General features: G+C 29.8%; 26 protein-coding genes and 1 other annotated feature. Of the genes, 8 read left to right on the top strand and 18 right to left on the bottom strand.

The window, feature by feature from the left end:
• Positions 1-77: 77 nt before the first annotated feature.
• The 6 genes from DW911_RS08975 to DW911_RS08950 form a co-directional block, all read right to left on the bottom strand.
• Positions 78-614 carry a nitroreductase family protein gene (locus DW911_RS08975; RefSeq protein WP_118431791.1) on the bottom strand — a complete coding sequence of 179 codons (537 nt, stop codon included), beginning with the start codon at positions 612-614 and terminating at the stop codon, positions 78-80.
• Positions 615-687: 73 nt separating this feature from the next.
• Entirely contained in the window at positions 688-2577 is a 1890-nt protein-coding gene (gene htpG / locus DW911_RS08970; protein WP_118431793.1) for a molecular chaperone HtpG, read from the bottom strand.
• 113 nt (positions 2578-2690) lie between these two features.
• Entirely contained in the window at positions 2691-3965 is a 1275-nt protein-coding gene (locus tag DW911_RS08965; protein WP_118431795.1) for a uracil-xanthine permease family protein, read from the bottom strand.
• A gap of 64 nt (positions 3966-4029) precedes the next feature.
• The gene (locus DW911_RS08960) at positions 4030-4503 is read right to left on the bottom strand and encodes an LURP-one-related/scramblase family protein (RefSeq protein ID WP_118431797.1); all 474 of its coding nucleotides are present in this window, start codon (positions 4501-4503) and stop codon (positions 4030-4032) included.
• 60 nt (positions 4504-4563) lie between these two features.
• Complete coding sequence (locus tag DW911_RS08955; protein WP_118431799.1) at positions 4564-5070, bottom strand: nitroreductase family protein; 507 nt, start codon at positions 5068-5070, stop codon at positions 4564-4566.
• A gap of 94 nt (positions 5071-5164) precedes the next feature.
• On the bottom strand, positions 5165-6577 hold the full coding sequence (locus DW911_RS08950) for a glycoside hydrolase family 1 protein (RefSeq protein WP_118431801.1): 1413 nt from the start codon (positions 6575-6577) through the stop codon (positions 5165-5167).
• A 155-nt stretch (positions 6578-6732) separates the two neighbouring features.
• Between DW911_RS08950 and DW911_RS08945 the strand changes: the two genes are divergently transcribed.
• Positions 6733-7617, top strand: a complete 885-nt coding sequence (locus DW911_RS08945; RefSeq protein ID WP_118431803.1) for a MurR/RpiR family transcriptional regulator — start codon at positions 6733-6735, stop codon at positions 7615-7617.
• A 29-nt stretch (positions 7618-7646) separates the two neighbouring features.
• Here the strand turns inward: DW911_RS08945 and DW911_RS08940 are convergent, their stop codons facing one another.
• From DW911_RS08940 to DW911_RS08920, 5 genes are all read right to left on the bottom strand, one after another.
• Positions 7647-8765, bottom strand: coding sequence for a 6-phosphofructokinase (locus tag DW911_RS08940; RefSeq protein ID WP_118607724.1), 1119 nt, complete (start codon positions 8763-8765; stop codon positions 7647-7649).
• Between the two features lie 130 nt (positions 8766-8895).
• Positions 8896-9417, bottom strand: a complete 522-nt coding sequence (locus DW911_RS08935) for a hypothetical protein (protein WP_118431807.1) — start codon at positions 9415-9417, stop codon at positions 8896-8898.
• Position 9418: 1 nt separating this feature from the next.
• Entirely contained in the window at positions 9419-9778 is a 360-nt protein-coding gene (locus tag DW911_RS08930) for a hypothetical protein (RefSeq protein ID WP_118431809.1), read from the bottom strand.
• A 17-nt stretch (positions 9779-9795) separates the two neighbouring features.
• Entirely contained in the window at positions 9796-10017 is a 222-nt protein-coding gene (locus DW911_RS08925) for a hypothetical protein (RefSeq protein ID WP_118431811.1), read from the bottom strand.
• 84 nt (positions 10018-10101) lie between these two features.
• The gene (locus tag DW911_RS08920) at positions 10102-11160 is read right to left on the bottom strand and encodes a serine/threonine protein kinase (protein ID WP_118431813.1); all 1059 of its coding nucleotides are present in this window, start codon (positions 11158-11160) and stop codon (positions 10102-10104) included.
• 47 nt (positions 11161-11207) lie between these two features.
• On the opposite strand from DW911_RS08920, the gene DW911_RS08915 reads away from it, so the two are divergent.
• Complete coding sequence (locus DW911_RS08915) at positions 11208-11621, top strand: hypothetical protein (RefSeq protein WP_118431815.1); 414 nt, start codon at positions 11208-11210, stop codon at positions 11619-11621.
• Positions 11622-11649: 28 nt separating this feature from the next.
• Here DW911_RS08915 and DW911_RS08910 read toward each other — a convergent pair whose 3' ends face one another.
• Both DW911_RS08910 and pnp read right to left on the bottom strand, forming a co-directional pair.
• The gene (locus tag DW911_RS08910; RefSeq protein WP_118607723.1) at positions 11650-12201 is read right to left on the bottom strand and encodes a Maf family protein; all 552 of its coding nucleotides are present in this window, start codon (positions 12199-12201) and stop codon (positions 11650-11652) included.
• On the bottom strand, positions 12188-14326 hold the full coding sequence (gene pnp / locus DW911_RS08905; protein WP_118431819.1) for a polyribonucleotide nucleotidyltransferase: 2139 nt from the start codon (positions 14324-14326) through the stop codon (positions 12188-12190). The genes DW911_RS08910 and pnp overlap by 14 nt, the downstream gene beginning before the upstream one ends.
• A gap of 124 nt (positions 14327-14450) precedes the next feature.
• On the opposite strand from pnp, the gene DW911_RS08900 reads away from it, so the two are divergent.
• The 5 genes from DW911_RS08900 to DW911_RS08880 all read left to right on the top strand — a co-directional run bounded on the left by DW911_RS08900 (position 14451) and on the right by DW911_RS08880 (position 19557).
• Positions 14451-15701 carry a hypothetical protein gene (locus DW911_RS08900; RefSeq protein ID WP_118431821.1) on the top strand — a complete coding sequence of 417 codons (1251 nt, stop codon included), beginning with the start codon at positions 14451-14453 and terminating at the stop codon, positions 15699-15701.
• A gap of 72 nt (positions 15702-15773) precedes the next feature.
• The gene (locus DW911_RS08895; RefSeq protein WP_118607722.1) at positions 15774-16565 is read left to right on the top strand and encodes a ZIP family metal transporter; all 792 of its coding nucleotides are present in this window, start codon (positions 15774-15776) and stop codon (positions 16563-16565) included.
• A gap of 48 nt (positions 16566-16613) precedes the next feature.
• Positions 16614-16810 (top strand) — a binding site (T-box leader).
• A 38-nt stretch (positions 16811-16848) separates the two neighbouring features.
• On the top strand, positions 16849-17829 hold the full coding sequence (locus DW911_RS08890; protein ID WP_118431825.1) for an ABC transporter substrate-binding protein: 981 nt from the start codon (positions 16849-16851) through the stop codon (positions 17827-17829).
• Positions 17830-17838: 9 nt separating this feature from the next.
• Positions 17839-18762, top strand: coding sequence for an ABC transporter permease (locus DW911_RS08885; protein ID WP_118431827.1), 924 nt, complete (start codon positions 17839-17841; stop codon positions 18760-18762).
• Complete coding sequence (locus DW911_RS08880) at positions 18763-19557, top strand: ABC transporter ATP-binding protein (protein WP_118431828.1); 795 nt, start codon at positions 18763-18765, stop codon at positions 19555-19557. It begins immediately after the preceding gene.
• A gap of 16 nt (positions 19558-19573) precedes the next feature.
• Here the strand turns inward: DW911_RS08880 and DW911_RS08875 are convergent, their stop codons facing one another.
• The gene (locus DW911_RS08875) at positions 19574-20200 is read right to left on the bottom strand and encodes a DUF421 domain-containing protein (RefSeq protein ID WP_118607721.1); all 627 of its coding nucleotides are present in this window, start codon (positions 20198-20200) and stop codon (positions 19574-19576) included.
• A gap of 55 nt (positions 20201-20255) precedes the next feature.
• On the opposite strand from DW911_RS08875, the gene DW911_RS08870 reads away from it, so the two are divergent.
• Entirely contained in the window at positions 20256-20606 is a 351-nt protein-coding gene (locus DW911_RS08870) for a hypothetical protein (RefSeq protein WP_118607720.1), read from the top strand.
• Positions 20607-20615: 9 nt separating this feature from the next.
• Here DW911_RS08870 and greA read toward each other — a convergent pair whose 3' ends face one another.
• From greA to DW911_RS08850, 4 genes are read right to left on the bottom strand one after another with little or no spacing between them, the layout of a single operon-like run.
• A complete protein-coding gene (gene greA, locus DW911_RS08865; protein WP_118431834.1) occupies positions 20616-21101 on the bottom strand; it encodes a transcription elongation factor GreA in 486 nt (161 codons plus the stop codon).
• 52 nt (positions 21102-21153) lie between these two features.
• Complete coding sequence (gene udk / locus DW911_RS08860) at positions 21154-21777, bottom strand: uridine kinase (RefSeq protein ID WP_118607719.1); 624 nt, start codon at positions 21775-21777, stop codon at positions 21154-21156.
• On the bottom strand, positions 21774-23015 hold the full coding sequence (locus DW911_RS08855) for a peptidase U32 family protein (protein ID WP_118607718.1): 1242 nt from the start codon (positions 23013-23015) through the stop codon (positions 21774-21776). Before DW911_RS08855 ends, udk begins: the two co-directional genes overlap by 4 nt.
• Positions 22999-23934 (bottom strand): peptidase U32 family protein, encoded by a 936-nt coding sequence (locus DW911_RS08850; RefSeq protein ID WP_118607717.1) that lies wholly within the window; start codon positions 23932-23934, stop codon positions 22999-23001. The genes DW911_RS08855 and DW911_RS08850 overlap by 17 nt, the downstream gene beginning before the upstream one ends.

The following is a 23934-nucleotide window of genomic DNA, read 5'->3' as shown; positions in this document are numbered from 1 at the left end:
TTCTAACAAATTTTAAAAAGACTGTCGATAGTCAATTTGTCAACAGTCTGAAAAGAAAACTCTTTGAGTTTTCTTTTTTAATAATAGTGTGTAATTTCTTCCACTGTCTTTCTAGGTGGACGTTGGGGATCAATATCACTATACCCTACCGCAATAACTGAAACAATCATTTCGTTAGCTGGAATCTCCAATAATTTGCGAATACTTCTTTCATTTCGTATACCCATCACTAATGTTCCTAAGCCTAATTCAGTTGCTTTTAAAATTAAATTTTGATTATGCAGACCTGTATCGTAAATACCCCAACCATTATTGAGTTCATTATCTGGGCTTCCATTCCTTTGATAACCTGCACGGTCTTTAACAAAAGTAGAAACAATTAATACAGGTGCATTTTCAACATTTTTTTGATTAAATTCCGGTAAACATTGTGCTTTAAATTGTTTTAATAATTCTTTTGATTGGATAACATGATAACGTGGTGTTTGACTGTTCTTCCATGTTTCTGCCAAAGTAGCACAATGAATCATTTCATCAATTAATTGTTTTGATACATCTTGATCTTTATATTTTCTAATACTCTTACGCTGATTAATAATATCATTTAACTCCATATTTGCACCTCCAAAGCCATTATAACAATGTCTAATAAAAAAGGCTACTCAATGTAGCCGTTTTTTATCCACTTTATTTATTTAATTGAATCATCAAATCACAAATTTTATTTGAAAAATCCACTGGATTTTCTACAGTAAATCCTTCAATTAATAAAGCTTGATCATATAATAATGATGCATAATCACCGATAGTATCTGGTTTATTTTTAAACACATTAGAAATTGCTTGGAAAATAGGATGATTTGGATTGATTTCTAAAATTCGTCCTGCTTTAACATCGCCACCTTCTGGCATCGCATTCAATACTTTTTCCATTTCAAACGATACACCTTGATCACTTACTAAACATACAGGATGTGATTTTAAACGATTTGTAAATCTTACATCAACTACTTTATTATCTAATGAATCTTTAATAGCTGTAAGTAAATCTTTATTATCATCATTAATCTTTTCTAATTCTTTCTTTTCTTCTTCAGTTTCAAGATTTAAATCACCTTGAGCTACATTTTTAAATGCTTTACCATCATAATCTCTCATCATTTGAATCATAAATTCATCAACATTGTCCATCATGAATAAAACATCATAATCTTTATCTAAAACCACTTCTACTTGTGGTAAAGTTGCAATTTTTTCTTTTGTTTCACCACTTGCAAAATAGATTTCAGCTTGTCCTTCTTTCATACTATCAATATATTCTTTTAAAGTAATATATTTATCTTGTTTGCTTGAATAGAATAGTAATAAATCTTGTAATTTATCTTTTAGCATACCATAGCTTTGATAAATACCAAATTTTAATTGAAGACCAAAATTTTTAAAGAATGACTCATATTTTTCACGGTCATTTTTTAACATATTTTCTAATTCACTTTGAATTTTCTTTTCAATCTTATCAGCAATTAATTTTAATTGACGATCGTGCTGTAAAATTTCACGTGAAATATTTAAAGATAAATCTTGTGAATCAACTAAACCTTTAACAAATCTAAAATGTTCTGGAACTAAATCGCTGGCTTTATCCATAATGAAGACACCACGACTATAAAGTTGTAAACCTTTTTCATAATCATTTGAATAATAATTCATAGGTGCTTGACTAGGAATAAATAATAATGCATCATAAGAAACATTACCCTCTACACGTGTATGAATGACTTTTAAAGGATCTGAAAAATCATTGAATTTATCTTTATAGAATTCATTATATTCTTCTAGTTTAATATCCTTTTTATTACGTTTCCATAATGGAACCATAGAGTTAAGTGTTTTGTTTTCAACAACATCTTCATATTCATCACTATCTTCTTTTTTCTTAGAAACAGTCACATCCATTTTAATTGGATAATGAACATAATCTGAATACTTCTTAATTAATCTTTCTATTTCATATTGATCTAAATATTCATCATATTTATCATCATCTGTATTATCTTTTAAATATAATTTAATTGATGTTCCTGTAGATAATCCATTAGTTTCAAAAATTTCATAGCCATCATTTGCACTTGAAACCCATGTATACCCTTGATCTTGACCATACTTACGTGATGAAACTTCGACTTTTTTTGCAACCATAAATGCTGAATAGAAGCCCACACCAAATTGACCAATAATATCTATATCATCATGATCATTTTCGTTTTTAAATTTAAATGACCCACTATTAGCAATTGTTCCTAAATGTTCTTCTAATTCATCTTTATCCATTCCAATACCATGATCTGTTATTGTAAGAGTTCTATTTTCTTTATCAATAGCTAGATCAATAGATAAATCCTGTCTATTAATAGATGAAATATTTTCTGTAAGAGCTTTATAATATAATTTATCACTAGCATCACTTGCATTAGATATTAATTCTCTTAAAAATATTTCTTTATGTGTATAAATGGAATTGACCATTAAATCTAGTAATCTTTGAGATTCAGCTTTAAATTGTTTTTTTTCTGCCATAATTATCCTCCTTTAGCACTCTGCTATTAAATTTGCTAAAAACAGTATATTACTTTTATTTAGCACTGTCAACACTTGAGTGCTATAAATAAAAAAGAACTTTCAAAAAGTTCTTAATTAGAATTCATTGGTAAAATTAAATTTAATAGTACGCCAACAATAGCAGCTAATGCTGTTCCAGATAAAGTAGCACTTCCACCAAGTGGGAAAACCGCACCACCTAAACCAATGACAAGCATTGCTGAAGCAATAATCAGATTTCTTTGTTTACTAAAATCAACCTTTTCATCAATAAGAATTCGTAAACCATTACTAGCAATAACACCATATAATAGAATACTCATTCCTCCAAGTACACAATTTGGAATAGAACTGATTAATGCTGCAATTTTACCACAAAAAGAAAGTAAAATAGCAATACACGCTGCTCCACAAGTAACATATACAGAACCAATTTTTGTTAAACCAATAACACCTGTATTTTCACCATAAGTTGTATTAGCAGGTCCACCAATAAATGCAGATACAGTTGTAGCAAGACCATCACCAATCAAAGTACGATCTAATCCAGGATCTTTTAAGAAATTAAGTCCGCAGATTTTTCCTAAAACTGTATGATCGCCAATATGTTCTGAAACAGTAACAATAGCAACTGGTAATACAGCCCATGTTTCAGGTCCAAAGTGTAAATGATATGAGTCAAATCCAGGTACATGGAATGGAAATTTAAATTGTGGAATTGAAATCCATGCAGCTTTTGATACTCCTGATAAATCCACAATACCAAAACATAAAGATAAAACATACCCTACTAATATTGCAATTAAAAAAGGTACAATCTTTAAAAATCCCTTTGCTTGACTTGAAACTAATGCTGCAACTAAAAATGTAACAATGGCAACAATCATATAAGAAACTTCACCACCTAAAACAAACCCAGCATTAGTAATTGCATTACTGGCAAGACCTAAACCAATAACTGCAATCATAGGTCCAATAACAATTGGTGGTAATAAACGATCAATCCAATCTTTCCCTACAAATTTAATGATAATTGCAATAATAACATAAATAAGACCAACTAACATTAATCCTGTTTGTGCTGCTGAAACATCACCACCCATAGATTTTACAGCTAATTGAACTGCTGTAATGTAGGCAAAAGATGAACCCAAATATACTGGTACTTTTCTTTTAGTACACATTGTATAAATTAATGTTCCTATACCTGAGGCAAATAAAGCAACAGATACTGGAAAACCAGTCAAAATAGGAACAAGAATGGTTGCTCCAAACATGGCAAATACATGTTGGAAACTCAAGAAAATCCATTGTAAACCATTAGGTTTTTCATTAACATCGATAATTAAATTTTTACTTTTTTCCATTATATTCTCCCTTTTCTTAGGATATCATAACAAATAATGATATTAATGTCTAAAACTTTCTTGATTATTTTTGTCGGCTACATTTTTCAATATCAATAGCTAAAGCAATCATTAAAACATCTAATGCATATTGGAAATCCTCAACATCTAAAATATAAGTATCTGTTAAATGTAGAAGTTCTTTATCTATCTTTGCTACTCTTTGATGATTTTCATCATAAATATCATAATTCCATTCCATTATTTCTCCCTCAATTGACCAGTTAAGATAATCTAAAACATAAGCAGGTTTAAACAATTGAAATACTTTGCGAATCGAACCAACATATTGATTATTTTTATACAAAGCAAATCTAGGCATAAAAGTCAATAATTCTTCTTTAATCATCCCAACTAATTCATCATGAACATTATAAATCAATAATTTATGTCCAAAACTCAATTTCCCTTCCACCTTAAAAACAACTTGGTCTTGATCATCATAAATATCATAACTATCAAATAGTGAGAGTAATCTTTGTTTAAATATCAGTTTCATATACTATCTCCCTTTAGCTTATTGTATAAAAAAGTCTATACATTGTATAGACTTAATTATTTATAAATATTGAACTGTTTCTTTAATTTCTTTTCTAGAAAAGTGATTAGCTAATGGTTTAGCTTTACCATACCCTAAATCCATCATCATTAAGATTTCCTCATTTTTTGGAAGATTCAATTCTTTTGCTAACTGTTCAGGATCAAAAAAATTAATCCAACAACTATCTACCCCTGCATTATAGGCAGCTAATAGCATATGAGTAGCAACAATAGAAGCATCTTCAATTCCAGAATTTCTTTTATCACCAGGATAATTAAAAACATGATTTTTATCATAAGCAACAACTAAAACCGTTGGTGCATGATAACGACAAGGTGTGCAGTGATCAATTTTATCTAAGTATTCTTTTGATTGAATAACATATATTTTTTGTTCTTGAAAGTTTTTTGCAGTTGGCGCAATTCTTCCAGCTTCTAGTATCTCATTTAATTGATGTTCATCAATTTGTTTATCAGTGAAATCCTTGCATGAGTAACGATTTGTAATAACTTCATTAAATTCCATATAATATTCCTCGCTTTTCAAAAACTATTATACTCCAATTAAATACAAATAAAAATAAAAGATATATCACTATGAAAGTGATATATCTTATTTTTTAGTCTAACTCTTCACCATTGCTTTCAAATGCTTTTTTAACCCAATAATATGATTTTTTAGGAATACGTTTCATATCTCTTAAATCTTTGTTTGTTCTATTAACATAAACAAATCCATAACGTTTATCCATATTGCACATACTAGCTAAGATATCAATTGGTCCCCAAGTAATATAACCTAAGCAATCAACACCATCTTCAAAAATAGCATTTTTCATTTCTTTAATATGATCTCTATGATAATTGATACGATAATCATCTTCAATAGTACGACCTTCTGCTAACATTTTGTCTACTTCTTCTTGAGTCATATCTTCACGCCATCCAATACCATTTTCAAGAACAAATACTGGAAGTCCAGTTCTATGATGTAAATCATTTAATGTCCATCTGAATCCAATTGGATCAATTTCCCAATCCCATTCATTAGCTTCGCAATGTGGATTTTTAATTTGTTGTTCATTTACACATTCATGTGCAGGTCTTTCGTAATCAAATTTTCCAGTTTTAACTGTATTTGAACGATAATAAGAGAAAGCAATATAATCAACTGTGTATTTTAATAATTCTTCATCGCCTTCTTCAAATTCTGGCATCCATCCTCTGTTTTCAAGATAAGCATTCCAATAATCAGGATATTTACCTTGAGCAAATGTATCAACTAAGAATCCGTTTAATAAATTATAACCTTTAGTAGCAAAGAAGTTATTTTCTGGACTATTATCATAAGCATAAATGTTTGTAATAGCACCCATTCCGCAGAATTTAGCATCTGGTTGCATTTGTCTTAAAGCACGTACTGCTTTACAGTGAGCCATCATAACATTATGATTAACTTGATATAAATGTTTAGGATAGCTTACGCCTTCAGGAATAACTTCAGCGTTAGAAACACGTAACATCATACTATGAAGATTTTGTTCATTAAATGACATCCAATGTTTAACACGATCACCAAATCTTTCAATACATACTTTGGCATATCTTTCAAAGCAATCAACAACATATCTTGAAGCAAAACCATTATATTTTTCTACTAAATGATATGGCATATCAAAGTGAACTAATGTAATCATTGGTTCAATTCCAGCAGCTAATAATTTATCAATTAAATCGCTATAAAATTTAACTCCTTCTTCATTAACTGGTTCATCTAATGTACCATTAGGAATAATACGACTCCAACAAATAGAGAAACGATAGAAATTAAATCCCATTCCTTTCATTAATGCAATATCTTCATCATAACGAGTATATTCATCAATAGCATCATTCCAATCAGAAAATTCAGGATTCATAGGTCTTACATCATAAACACATAATCCTTTTCCACCTTCATGACGATGTCCTTCAGTTTGGAATGATGAAACTGATCCACCCCAATAAAAATCTTTAGCTAATTTTTTTTCCATAATAATCTCCTTTTTTATCTCACAATAATATTTTAACCATCAAAATTTAATTGTAAATATCTATGATGTTCCTTTTTATATTGTTTCATATTTAATTTAAAAAACAACAGTTTTATGAAACTTTGTTTCATGATATAATGATTATGGTGATAAAAATGAGTATAATGACACAATTAGAATTTGAACTTGACTTTTCCCATTCAGAAAAAGAAATTGCACACTATATTTTAAACGAAGGAGAAAAAGTATTAACTCTTTCTATTAAAGAACTTGCACAAAAAACCTATACCTCTCCAGCCACTATTGTTAGATTATGTCATAAATTAGGTCTTGAAGGGTACAGTGATTTTAAAATTAAATATTCAGCAGAATTACAATTTGACTTAGCACATACAAATCGGATTGATGTTAACTTTCCTTTTAGTAAAAATGACAGTGATTCGATGATTGTTCATAAATTAGCCAGTTTAAATCAAGAAGTAGTTGCTGAAACCATTCAGCTTATTGATTTTGACCAGTTACATCAAATTGTAGAACTACTTTATCATAATTATGATATTGATATTTATGGTACAGGTAATTCACTGCTTGCAGCTTTATCATTCCAACATAAAATGATGAGGATCCAAAGAAATGTTAATTTAAAAATGATTGCTGGTGAACAAGTATTTATGTCATACAATTCTAATCCAAATAAGGTAGCTATGATTATTTCATACTCTGGAGAAACAAATGAATTAATTAAGGTTGCTAAAATATTAAAGGATAAAAAAACACCTATTATTATTTTAACTTCAATAGGTGATAATCGTCTATCTCACTATGCAAACTACATATTAAATATCGGATCAAGAGAAAAAATCTTTACAAAAATTGCTCCTTTTGCATCACAAACATCTATGGAATATATTCTTAATGTTATCTTTTCTTGTATATTTAAAAAAGATTATGATAATAACATAAAAAATAAAATTAGCTATGATAAAGAAAATGACGTACGTCACCCTTTACATAGCCCTATCAATGATTTTGATGACTAAAACGGACCTTTACAGGTCCGTTTGTTTTATTATTCATCACCAAATGAAATACCAATAGCTTTTGCAGCTTTGACTAATTCTCCATGAGGATCAACATGTTTTTGTTGGCCAATTTTAGCAGCACCAATAACTTCTTCTAATGAAGTATATCCCATTTTATCTCCATTAATTGTAACAACATTACCAAACTTACCTTCATTGATAAGTTCTACAGCTGCTACACCATAGCGAATAGATAAAATACGATCATAAGCTGTAATATCACCACCACGAATAATATGTCCTGGATTTACAGAACGTACTTCATGATTAGGAATCACCTTTTCCAAATCATCAGCCACTTTTGCTGCTAAACCAGAATAGCGTACTGGATCTGGACTATCCTCTACAATTTTACCAATAACTTTTGTACCGTCTGCATACTTAGCACCTTCTGCAACTGCAACAACTGTATAAGGCAATCCTTTTTCATCACGTTTTTTAATTGCTTTAGCGATATTTTCAATGGTAAAAGGAATTTCAGGAATTAAACAAACACCTGCGTTACCAGCAAGTCCTGCATATAAAGTAATCCAGCCAGCATCTCTTCCCATTAATTCACAACAGATAACTCGATGATGTGATTTTGCTGTTGTTTGTAAACGATCTATAAATTCAGTACCAACAGACATAGCTGAAATAAAGCCATAAGTTACATCTGTACTTGCTAAATCATTATCCATTGTTTTAGGTACACCAATAACATTTACACCTTTTCTTGAAAAATCTCTTGCACTTGTAAGTGTTCCATCTCCACCTAAGACTACAAGTACATCAACACCATCTTTTTTAAGATTTTCTACCCCCACATCAGAAACATCTTTTTTTACTTTTCCGCCATGACCATCATCAACTAAATAGTCAAATAAATTATCCTTATTAGAACTATATAAAATAGTTCCCCCTTCTTTATAAATATCTTCTACGCTTTCTTCAGTTAATTCAACATAATTATTATTATATAAACCTCTATATCCATAAACATAGCCAATCACTTCATAACCATATTTAGAAATTGCAGTTTTTGTAATTGTTCGAATAACTGCATTTAAACCCGGACAATCTCCTCCACCTGATAATAAGGCAATTCTCTTTACTTTTTTGTCCATACTAAGCACCTCCATAATATTAATTATAAATATTATGTTATAAAAAAACAATAAAAAAATGGTACCGTTTACATTATTTCGCTTATTTTTCAAAAATATAACAAAAAACGCCCCTATGGGCGCATTTTATTTATTGAATAGGTAATTCATATGTCGCTTTTGTTCCTGTAAAATCAAAATCAACAATAAATTTAACTTTAGAACTTTGTTGCTTTAATCCATAAGCTTCTTCACCCTCGCTTTTTGTTCCTTTAGGTGCTTGCTGTGGATATACATTTAAAGAAGCTGGATAACTTTCACATACATTTCCACCTTCATCAACAACCTTAAAATTTATACTTGAAAAATATACTTCATCATCATCATTTAAATTTTCATAAGAATATTTAATAATGATAACTTGCGCTGGATTAGATTCTTCAAATTCATTGCGTTCATCAGTTGCTTGAACAGAATCGACCGTAAATTTGACTAAATTCTTATTATTCTTTGTATAAGTAACAGTTTCTCCAGTCGTATATATTTTTTCTTTTTGCTTTTCTTCTGTTTTCTTTTGAGAACTTGTTTTTTTACTTACACTCGAAGAACTAGAACATGCACACATAGAAAGTGATAAAAGTAAAACCAGTATACTTTTTGCTAACTTTTTCATATTACCTATTTCCTTTCTGTATTTTTACATATGACACAATAGCTAAAATTAAATTTATTAAGCACCAGCTTGCCCAAATTGTAAGATCACCATAGCTCCCCGCTAAAGTAAATCCTAATACTGAAGCTAATAAAAATAAAACAATAAGTGCGATATTACCACCCTTTTTCTCACTGTTTCTCGTTACAATTGAAACAATTCCTCCTGCAAGCATAAAGACAGCGACAAATAACCCAGCACTACCTCCAACTTCACCATTTGCTGAAAGCGTGTTGGCAGTTCCTACAAGTGCTGATTGAAAAAATACAATTACACTTATAATAATAGATAAAATTCCTGCAACTAATTTCCATATTTTCATATTTTTCCCCTTCCCGTCTATTTCACTGATTCAGATTTTTCTATTATTTCATACAGATTACATAACTCATTAGTACCAAACTCTAAATCATTTAATATAGTAAACAATTGAGATTCTATACAAGTTAATTCTTCTTTTTCGCTTAATATTTTTAAATGATCTTTAATCCCATTAAATAATGAAGCAAGATATAAAATTTTTCCAGATACACTATATTGACTATATTCTTTGATATTCATCTGATCATCTCCTTTAATAGAAATAGACTACATCTATAATATAATCTCTTATAAAATAAAAAAGGTGCCCCCATGGGGCACACATTACATTAAAATAGTAAAAATAATAACAGCAAGTATAAAAATAATAAACATCATAACAAGCCAAGAAAGAATAATCATCAACATTCTTAGAAAACGATTTTGAACATGAATACCGGGCACATATTTCCATATTGATAGATAATTTGTTGCAAAAGAAATCGTAATGATGCTCATTGCAATAAGCATTAATCGATATAAAATACCATCATACGGTGTCATTGGATCAACCACATCAAATTCGACAATAACATAAGCAATTAAAATATAACAGATAAGTGCAATAATCATTTTCCATGGTTTATGACTTCTAAATCCTGGTAATGTATAACAACGTTTTTCTTCTTTGTTTTCTTGTGGTAAATGATGTTGGTGTAGATGGTTTAGTTTTGTTTGAACCTCTTTTATTGTTTGATAACGTGCTTGTGGATCCATTGCTATCATCTTTTTAATCAATAATTCCTCATAACCATGGTACTCACTTTCTTGAGGTAATTGACAAGTAAGTAAAACATGATATAGGACACCTAAAGAATAAATATCACTTCTTTCATCAGTTTGTAAAAAACCAAACTGTTCAGGAGAAGCATAACCCTTGCTTCCCAAATAAACTGTATCTCTTTTTTGACCTTCTTCATACTCTCTAGCAATATCAAAATCAAACAAATATACTTGTTTTCCATCATAAAAAATATTTTTAGGTTTAATGTCACGATGGATAATTTTAGGTGTTTGCTGATGTAAAACAGCTAATATGTCACATAATTGATTGATAATTTGAAAAGCTTCCTCGCTACTGAATTTACCATGATGATTTAAATAATCATATAATGTTTCACTTACAATATATTCCTCAATAATTTCTAACCATCCATCATTTTCTTGAATAGAATAAATACGTGGTATCCCCCGTATATTAATTTGTTGTAACTTATACCATAATTCTTTATTATAATTTCTTAATTCTTTTTTTATGTATATATTTCTTTTGTCTAATTCTCTAACCAAAGTAATTCTTTTAGTTGGTGTTTCTTTTATTATTTCTAATTCTAACGTTGTCATGCTTGTATCTCCTTATCAATTAGTATATCATATTTTAAGGTGATAATATGATTCTAACAGAAGAAATAGAAAATGCATTAAAAAATGAAACAGATATTGATGAATTATTAAAACAAATACATAATATGGATTTTTCACAATATATTCATTATTTATTAAAGAAATACAATTTAAAAGAAGCAGATATCATTAAAAAATCAGGATTAGAAAGAACTTATGGATATAAGATTATCAGGGGCGAAAAAGGTAAGAATGCAAAAGATAAAATTTATCGTTTAGCCCTTGCTATGGGACTATCACAAAAAGAAACAAGTCATCTTCTTTCTTTAAATAACGCAGGTGATTTATATGCCCTCAATGGTAGAGACTTAATTATGTTAAAAGGCTTATTAAAAAAACAAACAATAGAACAAGTTAATATTGAACTTTATGAAAAAGGGTTTGAACCTCTTAAAGACTAAAAGATTCCACAATATGTGGAATCTTTTTCTATAGATAATTTAAAAGTTTATACATAGGTAATCCGATAACATTTTCCAGATCACCATCAATGTTTTCTACAAACTGACTTGCTTTCCCTTGGATGGCATAAGCACCAGCTTTACCTTCCCATTCATTGGTATCTAGATAGTTTTCAATTTCCTCTTCAGATAATTTTTTAAATAATATATCAGTTGCATCACTAAAACTTGCTATATGTTGATCTTTAATAACACAAACCCCAGTAATGACAGTTTGTTTATGCCCAGATAACATTTGAAGCATTCTTTTTGCATCACTACGATCTTTAGGTTTTCCTAACATTTCTTGATTGAAAGTGACCATAGTATCAGCTGCAACAATAGTATGATGTGGATATTTTTCTTGTAAAGGTTTTGCTTTTTGAATAGCAATATTCTCTAAACGTTTGAAAAGTGTTAGATTTTCATCTAACACTTCATCAGTATCTACAAAATCAACAGAATAATTTAAATGATATTTTTCAAATAATTCTTTTCTTCTTGGCGAACTACTCGCAAGAATGATTTTACTTTGTTTCATCTTTCTTTTCTTCTTTTTTTATTGGTTTTGGCATTAATGCTTTACGAGATACATTGATTTTACCTTTATCATCAACTTTTGTCACTTTAACCTTTACAACATCACCAAGTTTAACAACATCTTTCATAGATGAAGTTCTTTCATGTGCCCAATCAGAGATATGTAAGAATCCATCTGTACCTTCAAATAAATTAACAAAGGCATAATTATCTTCTACACGCACAATTTTACCATCATAAACTTCACCGACTTCAGCACGTTTAACAATTTTAGTAATTAAATCAACTGCAATATCAATCGCTTCTTGATCACTATGGTAAATAACAACTGTACCATCTTGTTCAATATCAATTTTAACATCATGTGCTTTTTCAATAATTTCATTAATTGTTTCTCCACCACGACCAATAACATCTCTAATTTGATCTGGATGAATTTGCATTGTATAAACTTTAGGAGCATATTTAGATAATTGTTTACGAGGTTCAGCAATAGCCCCTAACATACAATCCATAATTTGAGCACGTCCAACTTTAGCTTGAGCTAACGCTTCTTTTAAAATTTCTTTTGTAATACCATCTATTTTAATATCCATTTGTAAAGCACAGATACCATTTTTAGTTCCGGCAACTTTAAAGTCCATATCACCTAAATGATCTTCCATACCTTGAATATCAGTTAAAATAGTATAATCGTCACCTTTTTTTACAAGTCCCATGGCAACCCCAGATACAGGATTAGAAATTGGTACCCCTGCAGCCATTAAAGCCATTGAAGATGCACAAATAGAAGCTTGTGAACTTGAACCATTTGATTCTAAAACTTCAGAAACAACTCGAATAGTATATGGGAATGATTTTTCATCAGGTATAACTTGAGCTAAGGCTCTTTCCCCTAATGCTCCATGTCCAATTTCACGACGACCTGGAGCACCCATTCTTCCTGTTTCACCTACACAATAAGGTGGGAAATTATAGTGATGCATAAATCTCTTTTGATCTTCAAGACCTAAACCATCTATTTTTTGAACTTCTCCCATTGCTCCTAAAGTACATACTGATAATACTTGAGTTTCCCCTCTTGTAAATAATGCAGAACCATGTACTCTAGGTAATAAATCAACTTGAGCATTTAAAGGACGAACTTCATCTACTTTTCTACCGTCTGGTCTTACTTTTTCTTCTGTAATTAAACGACGAACTTCATTTTTTTCTAAGTCATGTAAAATGATACCAACTTGTTTCATAACAGATGCTTTTGTATCTTCATCTGCATATTCTTTTTCATCATATTGTTTTGTTACACGATCCATGATTTCATCAATAGCAGCATATCTTTCTAATTTACCAGGAATAGATACAGCCGCTACCATTTCATCATTACACAAATCAGTAATTTCTTGAACTAGGCTTTCATCTAATTCAAATAAAGGAATTTCAATTTTTTCTTTTCCACACGCTTCAACAACTTGCTCTTGAAAAGCAATTAATTCTTTAATCTTTTCATGTCCAAACATTAAAGCATCTAACATTGTATCTTCATCTACTTCTTTTGCATCAGCTTCAACCATATTAATAGCATCTTTTGTTCCCGCAACTTCTAAGTTAATTAAACTTCTTTCCATTGCTTCAGGACCTGCATTAATTGTAAATTCACCATCAATTAAACCTACATTAACACCAGCAATAGGTCCATTAAATGGAATGTCTGAAATACAAAGTGCAAGTGAAGCCCCTAACATAGCAGCCATTTCTGGAGATGCATTTTGATCAACAGATAAAACTGTATTAACACATTGAACTTCATTTCTAAATCCATCAGCAAACAAAGGACGGATTGGTCTGTCAATCATTCTTGCTGTTAATGTTCCATGTTCGCTAGGACGACCTTCTCTTTTTAAAAATCCACCTGGAATTTTACCAACAGAATATAGTTTTTCTTCATATGTAACTGTTAAAGGAAAGAAATCAACATCTTTAGGTTCTTTACCAGCAACAGCAGTTGATAAAATAACGGTATCATTATATCTTACTAAAACACTACCATTAGCTTGTTTAGCTAATTCTCCAATTTCAACACTTAGATTTTTACCATAAAAATCCATACTAAACACTTGTTTACTCATTCATTTTCACCTCATTAAATTTCTGTTCTATTATAACACAGTTGTCAACATTACAAAACATTTTCTTACCTATTAGATGGAAATGACACAAATAAATGTTATAATAGAACATGAGGTGAATTTTATGAACGAAAAAGAATTAAAAAGTATTCAATATTATCAAGGTAAATTAGATAATGATCCTGCTTCATTTAATGAATATGAAGCAAATGATTATATGAAATTATTAAAAAACAATGATCAAAATGATGAGGCTATTGAAGTTGGTAAAACTTTTTTATCTATGTCCCCTCAGTTAAAAGGATACATTAATCAATACGGTTATGCTCTTTACAACAAATTTGTTAATATATCTGATGAACAAATTAAAGAAAAAGAAAGTCTTTTCTTTAGTATTGTTGAAGAAATATTAGACTTATGTAAACAAGAAAAATATTCTCCTGTAGAATCAACAGTCAATCGTGTTGTTAAATATGCTTTAAATCAAAATCCAGTTAACTATGAACTTGTCTTAAAAATGTATGATCAATTAAATCCTACTTTATTATCAGATAAACCTTACGTTAATGATGAAGGTCGAGAATTTGAATCACGTAAAGAAAGATATTATCGTCTATGTACTAGAGCAGCATTTGAATTAAAAGAATATCATCGCTGTGTTGAACTAGCAAATCAAGCTTTAGCTTTACAAATAAAATGGCATTATAATGCATTGCAATGGATTAAATATTATCGAGGATGTTCTCAATTAGAATTAAAAAATTATGAAGAAGCCAATCGTGAGTTTATTTCTTTACATAATCGTATTCGTGGTGTAAATTTCTACGAAGTTTTATACCGTATCCATGCTTCATTAAATGAAATAAAAAAAGCCAATACATATTTACTTTATGAATTTTTTGAAAACGGATATGATATTAAATACTTAGATTTATATAAACGTTTAAAAGAAGCAACAGACCAAACAAATAATGAATTGCTTATTCAAATTGTTGATTCATTTATCAAAAAACTTTCTGATGAAAATAACTTATCATGTGATTTAACAATCGCAAGTAAATATCAAAATCATTCTGCCAGTGATTTATATGATGAAATGTATAATCTTATTATGTCTCATCTAGATCAATATGTTGAGCGTTATAAAGGTCGTGTTATTCATTACAATGATCAAAATCAATATGGTAGTCTTTCATCAAAAGATGAACCTATCTTCTTTAGACAAGCAGATTACATTTATGATGAAGATGTACAAAGACATGATGAAGTCAAATATACTATCATTCCTACATACGACAGTAAAAAACAACGTTTAACATACAAAGCTATTTTAATTCAACTAGATGAAAGTGACTATGATTTCATTAATCATTAAGAGACTTCGGTCTCTTTTTTTTAAGCCCAAAAAAGATAATAAAAAAGCCATACATTATAATGGAGGGATTCAATGAAAGAACTATTTGTAAGCTATCCTTATCTATTTGTCTTTGTTATGGCTTTTTTTAACTGGTTTATGACATTTTTAGGATCAACTATTGTTTTTTTTATAAAAAAAGAAAGCCAAAAATTAGTCAGTATCGCTTTAGGAAGTGCTGCTGGCATTATGGTCGCTGCTTCTTTTTTTTCGCTTATTTTACCAGCAATCAATGAGTTAGATAATAAACCTACTTACTTTCTTCTTATTATTCCCCTTGGATTTTTACTAGGTGGCTTATTTTTAAGACTGTGTGATTTATTATTGCCTCATGAACATCTTATATCCCATCATCAAGAAGGCTTAAAAGATTCTCATTTATCAAAAACAAATTTATTAATGTTGGCAATGACACTTCATAATATTCCTGAAGGTCTAGCAGTTGGTGTTGCTTTTGCTGGTAATGGTCAACAATTATTAAGTGCTATTATTTTATCAATTGGTATTGGCATTCAAAATTTTCCTGAAGGTATGGCTATTTCTTTACCTATGCATCAATGTGGTATTTCTAAAAGCAAATCATTATTTTATGGACAACTTTCTGCGCTGGTGGAAATACCCAGTGCATTAATCGGTTATAGCTTTGCGAAAATGATGGGAACTATTCTTCCTTTTGCTTTATCTTTTGCTGCGGGAGCCATGATTTTTGTATGTATTGAAGAACTCATCCCCGAAGCCAATGCAACTAAAGAAATTGATGTCGGAACAATGAGTTTTATGGTGGGTTTTATTATCATGATGACTCTTGATATTTGTCTTGGATAATATTGACAAAAAGTATAGATTCTCGTATCATAAATATATCTTAAAAACAAAAAAACGATGAAATGAAATAGTATTTTTCTTTGAGGCACTAGAGACATTGTGGGTGGTGCAAACAATGCGCATAAAGAAAAAGAATTCACCATGGAGTTGAAAAGTTGATAAGGCTTTTTCGGTTGATCCGTTATCTCGCATACACAACTGCCAGTATGGTAATTGAGGTGGTATAGCGACAACTCGCCCTCTTAGGTGAGTTTTTTTGTTTATAGATGAGGGAGGAAAAATAATGAAAAAAATTTCTGCATTACTTATTGCATGTATGCTTGTTTTAACAGGATGTAATTCTGCAAGTGAAACAGGACAAGCAAAAGATTTATCAAAAGCAAAAATTGGTGTTGTTCAATTAATGCAACACGATGCCTTAGATGCGTCATATGAAGGTTTCAAAGAAGTTTTAGTTAAAGCCGGTGTTAAAGAATCTAACATTGATTACCAAGTTGCGGGTGATCAGTCAAACTGTACAACTGTTGCAGATAAACTTGTCAATGGTGGTAACGATTTAATCTATGCTATCGCTACACCAGCACTTCAAGCTGCAGCATCAGCTACAAGTGATTTACCAATCGTTGGATGTGCTGTCACTGATTATCAAAGTACAAAACTTGTTAAAAGCAATAAAACACCAGGTGGAAATGTGACAGGTGCAAGTGATTTAACACCAATTAATGAACAATTTGATTTAATGAGTAAATTATTACCTAATACTAAAAAAGTAGCTATTATGTATTGTGGTAGTGAAGACAACTCTATTTATCAAGGAAAAATTGCCCAACAGGCAGCTAAGAAAAAGGGATACCAATATAAAATTTATAAAGTATCTGATTCAAATGATATTCAAGCTGTAACAAGTCAAATTGTTAATGATAAAATGGATGTAGTCTATATTCCAACAGATAATTTACTAGCTACGTATATGAGCAGTGTTGAAGCTGTTACATCTCCTGCTAAAATTCCTTGTATTGTTGGTGAAGAAGGAATGACAAGAGCTGGAGGTCTTGCTACTTATGGTATCAATTATAAAAACTTAGGAAAACTTGCAGGAAAACAAGCTTTAAATATTTTAAAAGGTAAAAAGACTGCTAGTAATACTGCTATTGCTAAATTAAAAGTGAATGAATGTACAATGATTATTAATTTAAAAGTTGCACAAAAATGTGGTATTAACATCAATAAAGATGATTATCCAAATGCAACATTTGTTGAATAGGAGTTAAAAATGGGATTATTTTATACTTACTTAGGTGCCGTTGATTTAGGTTTAATATGGGGCTTTTTAGCTTTAGGTGTCTATATTACTTTTCGTTTATTAGATATTGCTGATTTAACAGTAGATGGATCATTTGCAACAGGTGGTGCCATTTGTGCCGTTTGTGTATTGCACGGGGTTCATCCCCTACTGGCTATTGTAGCAGCGATTATTTCAGGATTTATTGCTGGAGCTATTACAGGTATTTTACATACAAAATGTAAAATACCAGCTATCTTAGCAGGAATATTGACACAAATTGGTCTTTATTCAATCAATCTTAGAATTATGTCTGGTAGAGCTAATTTACCACTTACAACTGCAAATACATTATTTACAGATTTATCATTATCATTACAAATCAATAAATATTACATCGCCCTTATTATTTCACTTATATTTGTGATTATTTTTATTGGTTTACTTTATTGGTTCTTTGGAACTGAAATCGGTTCATCAATTCGTGCTACCGGAAATAACGAACAAATGGCCAGAGCTCTTGGAATTAATACTGATACCATGAAATTATTAGGTTTAATGATTTCTAATGGTCTAGTCGGTCTTTCAGGTGGACTTTATGCTTTATATGGACAAGCAACAGATGTACGTGTTGGAACAGGTGCTATCGTCATTGCTTTAGCTTCAATTGTTATTGGAGAAGTTATTTTCAGTGGTAAAAAAGGCGGGTTTTGTTTACGCTTAGTGTCGATTGTTATTGGATCGATTATCTATCGTGTGATTGTAGCTGTTGTTTTACAATTAGGTTTAAACACTGATGATTTAAAATTATTAACAGCGATTATTGTTGCAATTGCGCTGACTATTCCAATTATGATATCAAAAAGAAAGCAAGTCAGTCTTTACAAAAAATTAACAGGAAAGGAGTTGGATTAAATGCTTAAACTAGAACATGTAAGTAAAACATTCAATGCTGGTACTGTTAATGAAAAGAAAGTATTAGATGATATTAATTTAGAGCTAAATGAAGGAGATTTTGTTACCATCATAGGTGGAAATGGTGCTGGTAAATCCACATTATTAAATCTTATTTCTGGACTCCATCCATTAGATTGTGGAACAATCATCCTTGATCAAGAAAATATTTCTCTACAGCCAGAATATCAGCGTGCAAAAAAAATTGGTCGTTTATTTCAAGATCCAATGCTTGGAACTGCTGGTGATATGCAAATCATCGAAAACTTAGCACTTGCTAAAAGACGTGGTCAACACCGTGGTTTAGCATGGGGTGTAGACAAAAAAGAAAAAGAAGAATATTATCAATTAGTTAAAACTTTAGGATTAGGTCTTGAAGATCGTTTAACAAGTAAAGTAGGTTTACTTTCCGGTGGACAAAGACAAGCTTTAACACTATTAATGGCTACTTTACAAAAGCCAAAACTTTTACTTTTAGATGAACATACTGCAGCACTTGATCCAGCCACTTCTTCAAAAGTATTAACTTTAACTAAGGATATTATTGCTAAACAAAATCTAACAGCGTTAATGGTTACTCATAATATGAAAGACGCTATTGAAGTGGGTAATCGTCTTATCATGATGTATAACGGTCATATTATCTATGATGTAAAAGGACAAGAAAAACAGCAATTGACAGTTGAAGACTTATTACACAAATTTGAGGAAGCAAGTGGTGAAGAATTCACTAATGATCGTATGTTACTTGGATAGAACAGTTTAAACTGTTCTATTTTTTTATAATATAAAGCCCCTCCTTTTCTAAAATACAATAAAAAACTTCTTCAAATGTATAGATATGATGTTTCGTAAGTTCATCCCTCAACCATAAAATATCTTTATTAATTAAATGTAATGCTTCTTCATTTACTGTCCCATCACTAATCAGCGTATCTGGTAATAATACATCACATTCATCTTTTTTTATGATTGATAAATAACCATTTGTTTCTAAAATAGCATAAGCCACTTTAGAAACACTATCAATATCATGTACTCTTAAATGATGTGATAAATCATCTACACTATATCTCAGTTTCTTCATATTTTGATATTGAATTTTACCATTTAAAATAATATAACATGGTCTTCCTTCAAAGATATCTCTTAAATTTTTAGACTTCATTGTCATAAATGATTCTAAACGATCTAATATAATTAAGGTTACTGTGGCAATAACACTATCATATAATGTCATATTTTTAGTGTCTAACCCCATTGTCATAATTTCTGATATGATTAAAAAAACAACAAAATCAAAGACATTTAATTGGCTAAATTCTTTTTTTCCAAATAATCTAAGTAATATAGTTAAATATACATAAATAAAAAAACTTACAAAAATGGTATGAAACATAGCTTCTCCGTTCTAATCACTGTTTTTTTTAATAAAGTATACTATGGAGGTTATTATGAAAAAACAGTTTATTCCCTATATAAAAGTATTTCTTTTTATTCTTATTTCTTATTTATTATCTAGTCTTATTATTGCTGGTGCGATGTCTCTTATTCAATTTTCTTACTATTCATATCATCTTTTAATTTGTATGATAAGCTACTTAATCATCATTAGTGCTAGTTTTATCTTTTTTAAATTAAATAAAGAAAAAGCACTAATCAATGCAAGCATTTTTGCATTAATATATGCTTTATTATTAAGTATATTATTTATTCAACATTGGCATCTTTCATTACTTTTAAAACCGCTTTTATTTTTATTTTTAAATATTATTCTTATTTATGCAAAGAAAAAACAACATTAAAAATGTTGTTTATTGTTTAAATTCAATATCAATGATTTTTACATCATAAGCATTAGCAACCCCAACAGTTACAATTTCATTAATACCATGACCTATAACTGCTTTAGCAAGTGGGGATTCATTAGAAATTTTTCCATTTACAGGATCAGTTTCAAAAGAACCTACAATTGTATATGTTTCTGGTTCAGCATCTTTTTCAGATAAATCTAATAAAGTAACTGTTGTACCAGGTTTAACAATATTTAAATCCATTTGTTCTTCAGAAATGATTTCTGCATTTTGAAGCATATATTCAATTTCTTTAATTCTTTGTTCTAATTGTGCTTGTTTATCTCTAGCTGAATCATAATCAGCATTTTCAGATAAGTCACCTTGTGAACGAGCTAATTGTAATTCTTCGATAACTTTAGGTCTTTCTACATTAATTAAGTTATCTCTTTCTTGTTGAAGTTTTTCAACACCGCTTTTCGTAAGCAATACTTTATCTTGTTCCATAATGTCACCTCGTAGTTAATAATATAACATAATCATATATAAATATCTAGTATTATTGATGAATAACACTTGTAATTTTTGTAATCAATAAATCAATAGCCACTTGGTTTTCGCCACCTTCTGGAATAATAAGATGAGCATATTTTTTTGATGGTTCAACAAATTGATTATGCATTTCCCTCACTGTTGTAAGATATTGTTGATACACTGATTGTAAGCTTCGTCCGCGTTCTTCCATATCACGTTTCAAACGTCTCATAAAGCTAATATCACTATCTGTGTCTACATAAATCAAAATATCGCATAAGTCTCTAATAGTTGGTTCATACAAAACAAATAAACCCTCTAAAATAATAACATCTCTTGGTGTAATCGTTTCTGTTTCAAGACTACGATTATGTTCTTTAAAATCATATATAGGTTTACTAATTGATTTCCCTTCTTTTAATAATTTTAAATGTTCAACTAATAATGATGTATCAAATGCTAAGGGATGATCATAATTGGTAAGCACTCTTTTTTCCATTGGTAAGTATGTTTGATCTTTATAATAATCATCTTGCTTGATGATACATGTAGTTTGTGTTTCTTTAAAATGTTCGTATATTGCATGAGCAATGGATGTTTTTCCTGAAGCACTTCCTCCTGCAATTCCTATAATAATTGGTTTTTTCATAATGTCACCTTTCTTCCCATATCATGTATTTCTAATGGATAATCAATATCAATAAATAATATTTCCATTGGATGATTAGCCACTTCAATTGGTTCATGATTTTCATTATATAATCCCGATATTTCAAAAATCACATTGTCATGGTGAGGTGAAAAGAATTCAACTTGATCACCCTTTTTAAAATAATTTCTTTGTTCAATCATGGCTTGTTTTGTATTTGAATCATAATCTAAAACTCGAATACAAAAATCTTGTGTTGGATGTTCATCACGATGATCGTATAGCTGATACTGACTATTTGGCATTTCCTTAAAAAATCCGGTACATACAGCACGATTTGCTGCCTTTAATAATTCATTCATGTATTTTTCACTCATAACAAAATGATCTGGATCCTGACAATAATCATCGATAAGTTTACGATATGTTGAAACGACTGTTGCAATGTAATGCAATGATTTCATACGTCCTTCTATTTTAAAAGAATCAATTCCAAGTTCAATTAACTGCGGAATATGATTAACTAAAGCCATATCTTTAGAAGACATACTAAAAGGAATCTTATCATTAATTTGTTGATTATCTTTAAATAAATCATAATTCCAACGACATGATTGTGAACATCCACCTCTATTAGCATCACGTCTTGAAAAATAATTTGATAACATACAACGCCCTGAATAATGAATACACATTGCTCCATGAATAAAATATTCTAAATCAATATCTGTTTTCTTTCTAATTTGATCTAAATCCTGATAAGAAACTTCGCGTCCTAAAACCACACGATCCATTTTTATTCTTTCAAATAGTGCTATTGCTTCACTATTAAGAGAAGATAACTGGGTAGAAACATGTACTTCTAATTTAAGATTAAGTTTCTTAGCAATCATCATAATATACGGATCAGCAACAATAATCGCTGTTACACCAATTTCATCTAATTTCTTTAAGTAATTTTCAATTCCTTCTAGATTATCCTCATGTAGAATAATATTACAAGTAACGTGTATGTGAGCATCATGATTACGAGCAAATTCTACAGCTTCTTTAATATCTTCAAGTGAAAAATTAGAAGCACTGGAACGTAATGAAAACTCTTTACCACCAACAAAAACAGCATCAGCCCCATACAAAATTGCTACCTTTAATTTTTCAAGATTTCCTGCCGGTGCCAATAATTCTGGCTTTTTTATAATAACACGCTTACCATCAACAACTTTACTTACTTCTCTCATTTTCTTCTCTTTTCCTTACATCTGAAATTTTATATACTGTTGAGTCAAATAAAAAACTATGATAATACTGAACATTTGGTGTAAGCTGATGTAAAAGTCTTGTCAGTTCAATAGATTCTTTTGAATAGTTTCCTTTATTTATTGATTCAATAGCTTGAACATATAAATGAACAACCTCTAATAAAGTCATCTTTTCTAGATATTGACCATCAATAAATAAATAATCAAAACATGTAAAATGATTTAAAACATCTAACGTATAGATTTGGGGCTCACTCAATATATGACAACCAAACTTATCTTGATAAATATGACATTTTTGATCAACTTGATTAGCTTGGATATAAAGATTTGCATCTTTATCATCAGGAAAATCTAAACCTGTTATTTCTTTATAATTACTAAGTAATGGTCTTTTAGAGTAGGCCATATATTCAACGCCATGTGCCTGTACCATTGTTTTTAAAGAAACATTTTCAGCAATTTTTTTCTTTTCTTCTAAAGGAATTTCTCTCGCTAAAAAAGCACCATCAACACCTAATGTTTTTAAAAAATTAATCGTTTGATGATTTGTATTCAAAGTATCTGGAGCATAAATCTTTTCAAATCCATAATGACAATCTAAACAAATATTTAAGACACCATAATCTTGATATAAAATACCATCAATTCCAATCTTATTAAGTTTAGACAAGTGTATTTTCAATGCTTCTACATTGTGTTCTTCAATTAAAGCATTCACTAATACAAATAAATGGATATGCGGATATTTCCCTTTTAATTGTTCTAATTCATCATATTCTAAATTAATTGCTTGTCTGCAAGAAAAATAAGGTGTTCCAACAACAAAATCATTGACACCCATCTCAATATAATCATATAGATAATCAATACTATTTAAATTTACAATTAATTTCAT

The organism is Erysipelatoclostridium sp. AM42-17, from assembly GCF_003480255.1.
GTDB lineage: Bacteria > Bacillota_I > Bacilli_A > Erysipelotrichales > Coprobacillaceae > Faecalibacillus.
This window is presented reverse-complemented; position numbering and strand designations above follow the sequence as displayed.

Coding starts and splice junctions, on each gene's coding strand:
- DW911_RS08975 (WP_118431791.1), bottom strand. CDS start 614: ATGGAGTTAAATGATATTATTAATCAGCGTAAGAGTATTAGAAAATAT.
- htpG (WP_118431793.1), bottom strand. CDS start 2,577: ATGGCAGAAAAAAAACAATTTAAAGCTGAATCTCAAAGATTACTAGAT.
- DW911_RS08965 (WP_118431795.1), bottom strand. CDS start 3,965: ATGGAAAAAAGTAAAAATTTAATTATCGATGTTAATGAAAAACCTAAT.
- DW911_RS08960 (WP_118431797.1), bottom strand. CDS start 4,503: ATGAAACTGATATTTAAACAAAGATTACTCTCACTATTTGATAGTTAT.
- DW911_RS08955 (WP_118431799.1), bottom strand. CDS start 5,070: ATGGAATTTAATGAAGTTATTACAAATCGTTACTCATGCAAGGATTTC.
- DW911_RS08950 (WP_118431801.1), bottom strand. CDS start 6,577: ATGGAAAAAAAATTAGCTAAAGATTTTTATTGGGGTGGATCAGTTTCA.
- DW911_RS08945 (WP_118431803.1), top strand. CDS start 6,733: ATGAGTATAATGACACAATTAGAATTTGAACTTGACTTTTCCCATTCA.
- DW911_RS08940 (WP_118607724.1), bottom strand. CDS start 8,765: ATGGACAAAAAAGTAAAGAGAATTGCCTTATTATCAGGTGGAGGAGAT.
- DW911_RS08935 (WP_118431807.1), bottom strand. CDS start 9,417: ATGAAAAAGTTAGCAAAAAGTATACTGGTTTTACTTTTATCACTTTCT.
- DW911_RS08930 (WP_118431809.1), bottom strand. CDS start 9,778: ATGAAAATATGGAAATTAGTTGCAGGAATTTTATCTATTATTATAAGT.
- DW911_RS08925 (WP_118431811.1), bottom strand. CDS start 10,017: ATGAATATCAAAGAATATAGTCAATATAGTGTATCTGGAAAAATTTTA.
- DW911_RS08920 (WP_118431813.1), bottom strand. CDS start 11,160: ATGACAACGTTAGAATTAGAAATAATAAAAGAAACACCAACTAAAAGA.
- DW911_RS08915 (WP_118431815.1), top strand. CDS start 11,208: ATGATTCTAACAGAAGAAATAGAAAATGCATTAAAAAATGAAACAGAT.
- DW911_RS08910 (WP_118607723.1), bottom strand. CDS start 12,201: ATGAAACAAAGTAAAATCATTCTTGCGAGTAGTTCGCCAAGAAGAAAA.
- pnp (WP_118431819.1), bottom strand. CDS start 14,326: ATGAGTAAACAAGTGTTTAGTATGGATTTTTATGGTAAAAATCTAAGT.
- DW911_RS08900 (WP_118431821.1), top strand. CDS start 14,451: ATGAACGAAAAAGAATTAAAAAGTATTCAATATTATCAAGGTAAATTA.
- DW911_RS08895 (WP_118607722.1), top strand. CDS start 15,774: ATGAAAGAACTATTTGTAAGCTATCCTTATCTATTTGTCTTTGTTATG.
- DW911_RS08890 (WP_118431825.1), top strand. CDS start 16,849: ATGAAAAAAATTTCTGCATTACTTATTGCATGTATGCTTGTTTTAACA.
- DW911_RS08885 (WP_118431827.1), top strand. CDS start 17,839: ATGGGATTATTTTATACTTACTTAGGTGCCGTTGATTTAGGTTTAATA.
- DW911_RS08880 (WP_118431828.1), top strand. CDS start 18,763: ATGCTTAAACTAGAACATGTAAGTAAAACATTCAATGCTGGTACTGTT.
- DW911_RS08875 (WP_118607721.1), bottom strand. CDS start 20,200: ATGTTTCATACCATTTTTGTAAGTTTTTTTATTTATGTATATTTAACT.
- DW911_RS08870 (WP_118607720.1), top strand. CDS start 20,256: ATGAAAAAACAGTTTATTCCCTATATAAAAGTATTTCTTTTTATTCTT.
- greA (WP_118431834.1), bottom strand. CDS start 21,101: ATGGAACAAGATAAAGTATTGCTTACGAAAAGCGGTGTTGAAAAACTT.
- udk (WP_118607719.1), bottom strand. CDS start 21,777: ATGAAAAAACCAATTATTATAGGAATTGCAGGAGGAAGTGCTTCAGGA.
- DW911_RS08855 (WP_118607718.1), bottom strand. CDS start 23,015: ATGAGAGAAGTAAGTAAAGTTGTTGATGGTAAGCGTGTTATTATAAAA.
- DW911_RS08850 (WP_118607717.1), bottom strand. CDS start 23,934: ATGAAATTAATTGTAAATTTAAATAGTATTGATTATCTATATGATTAT.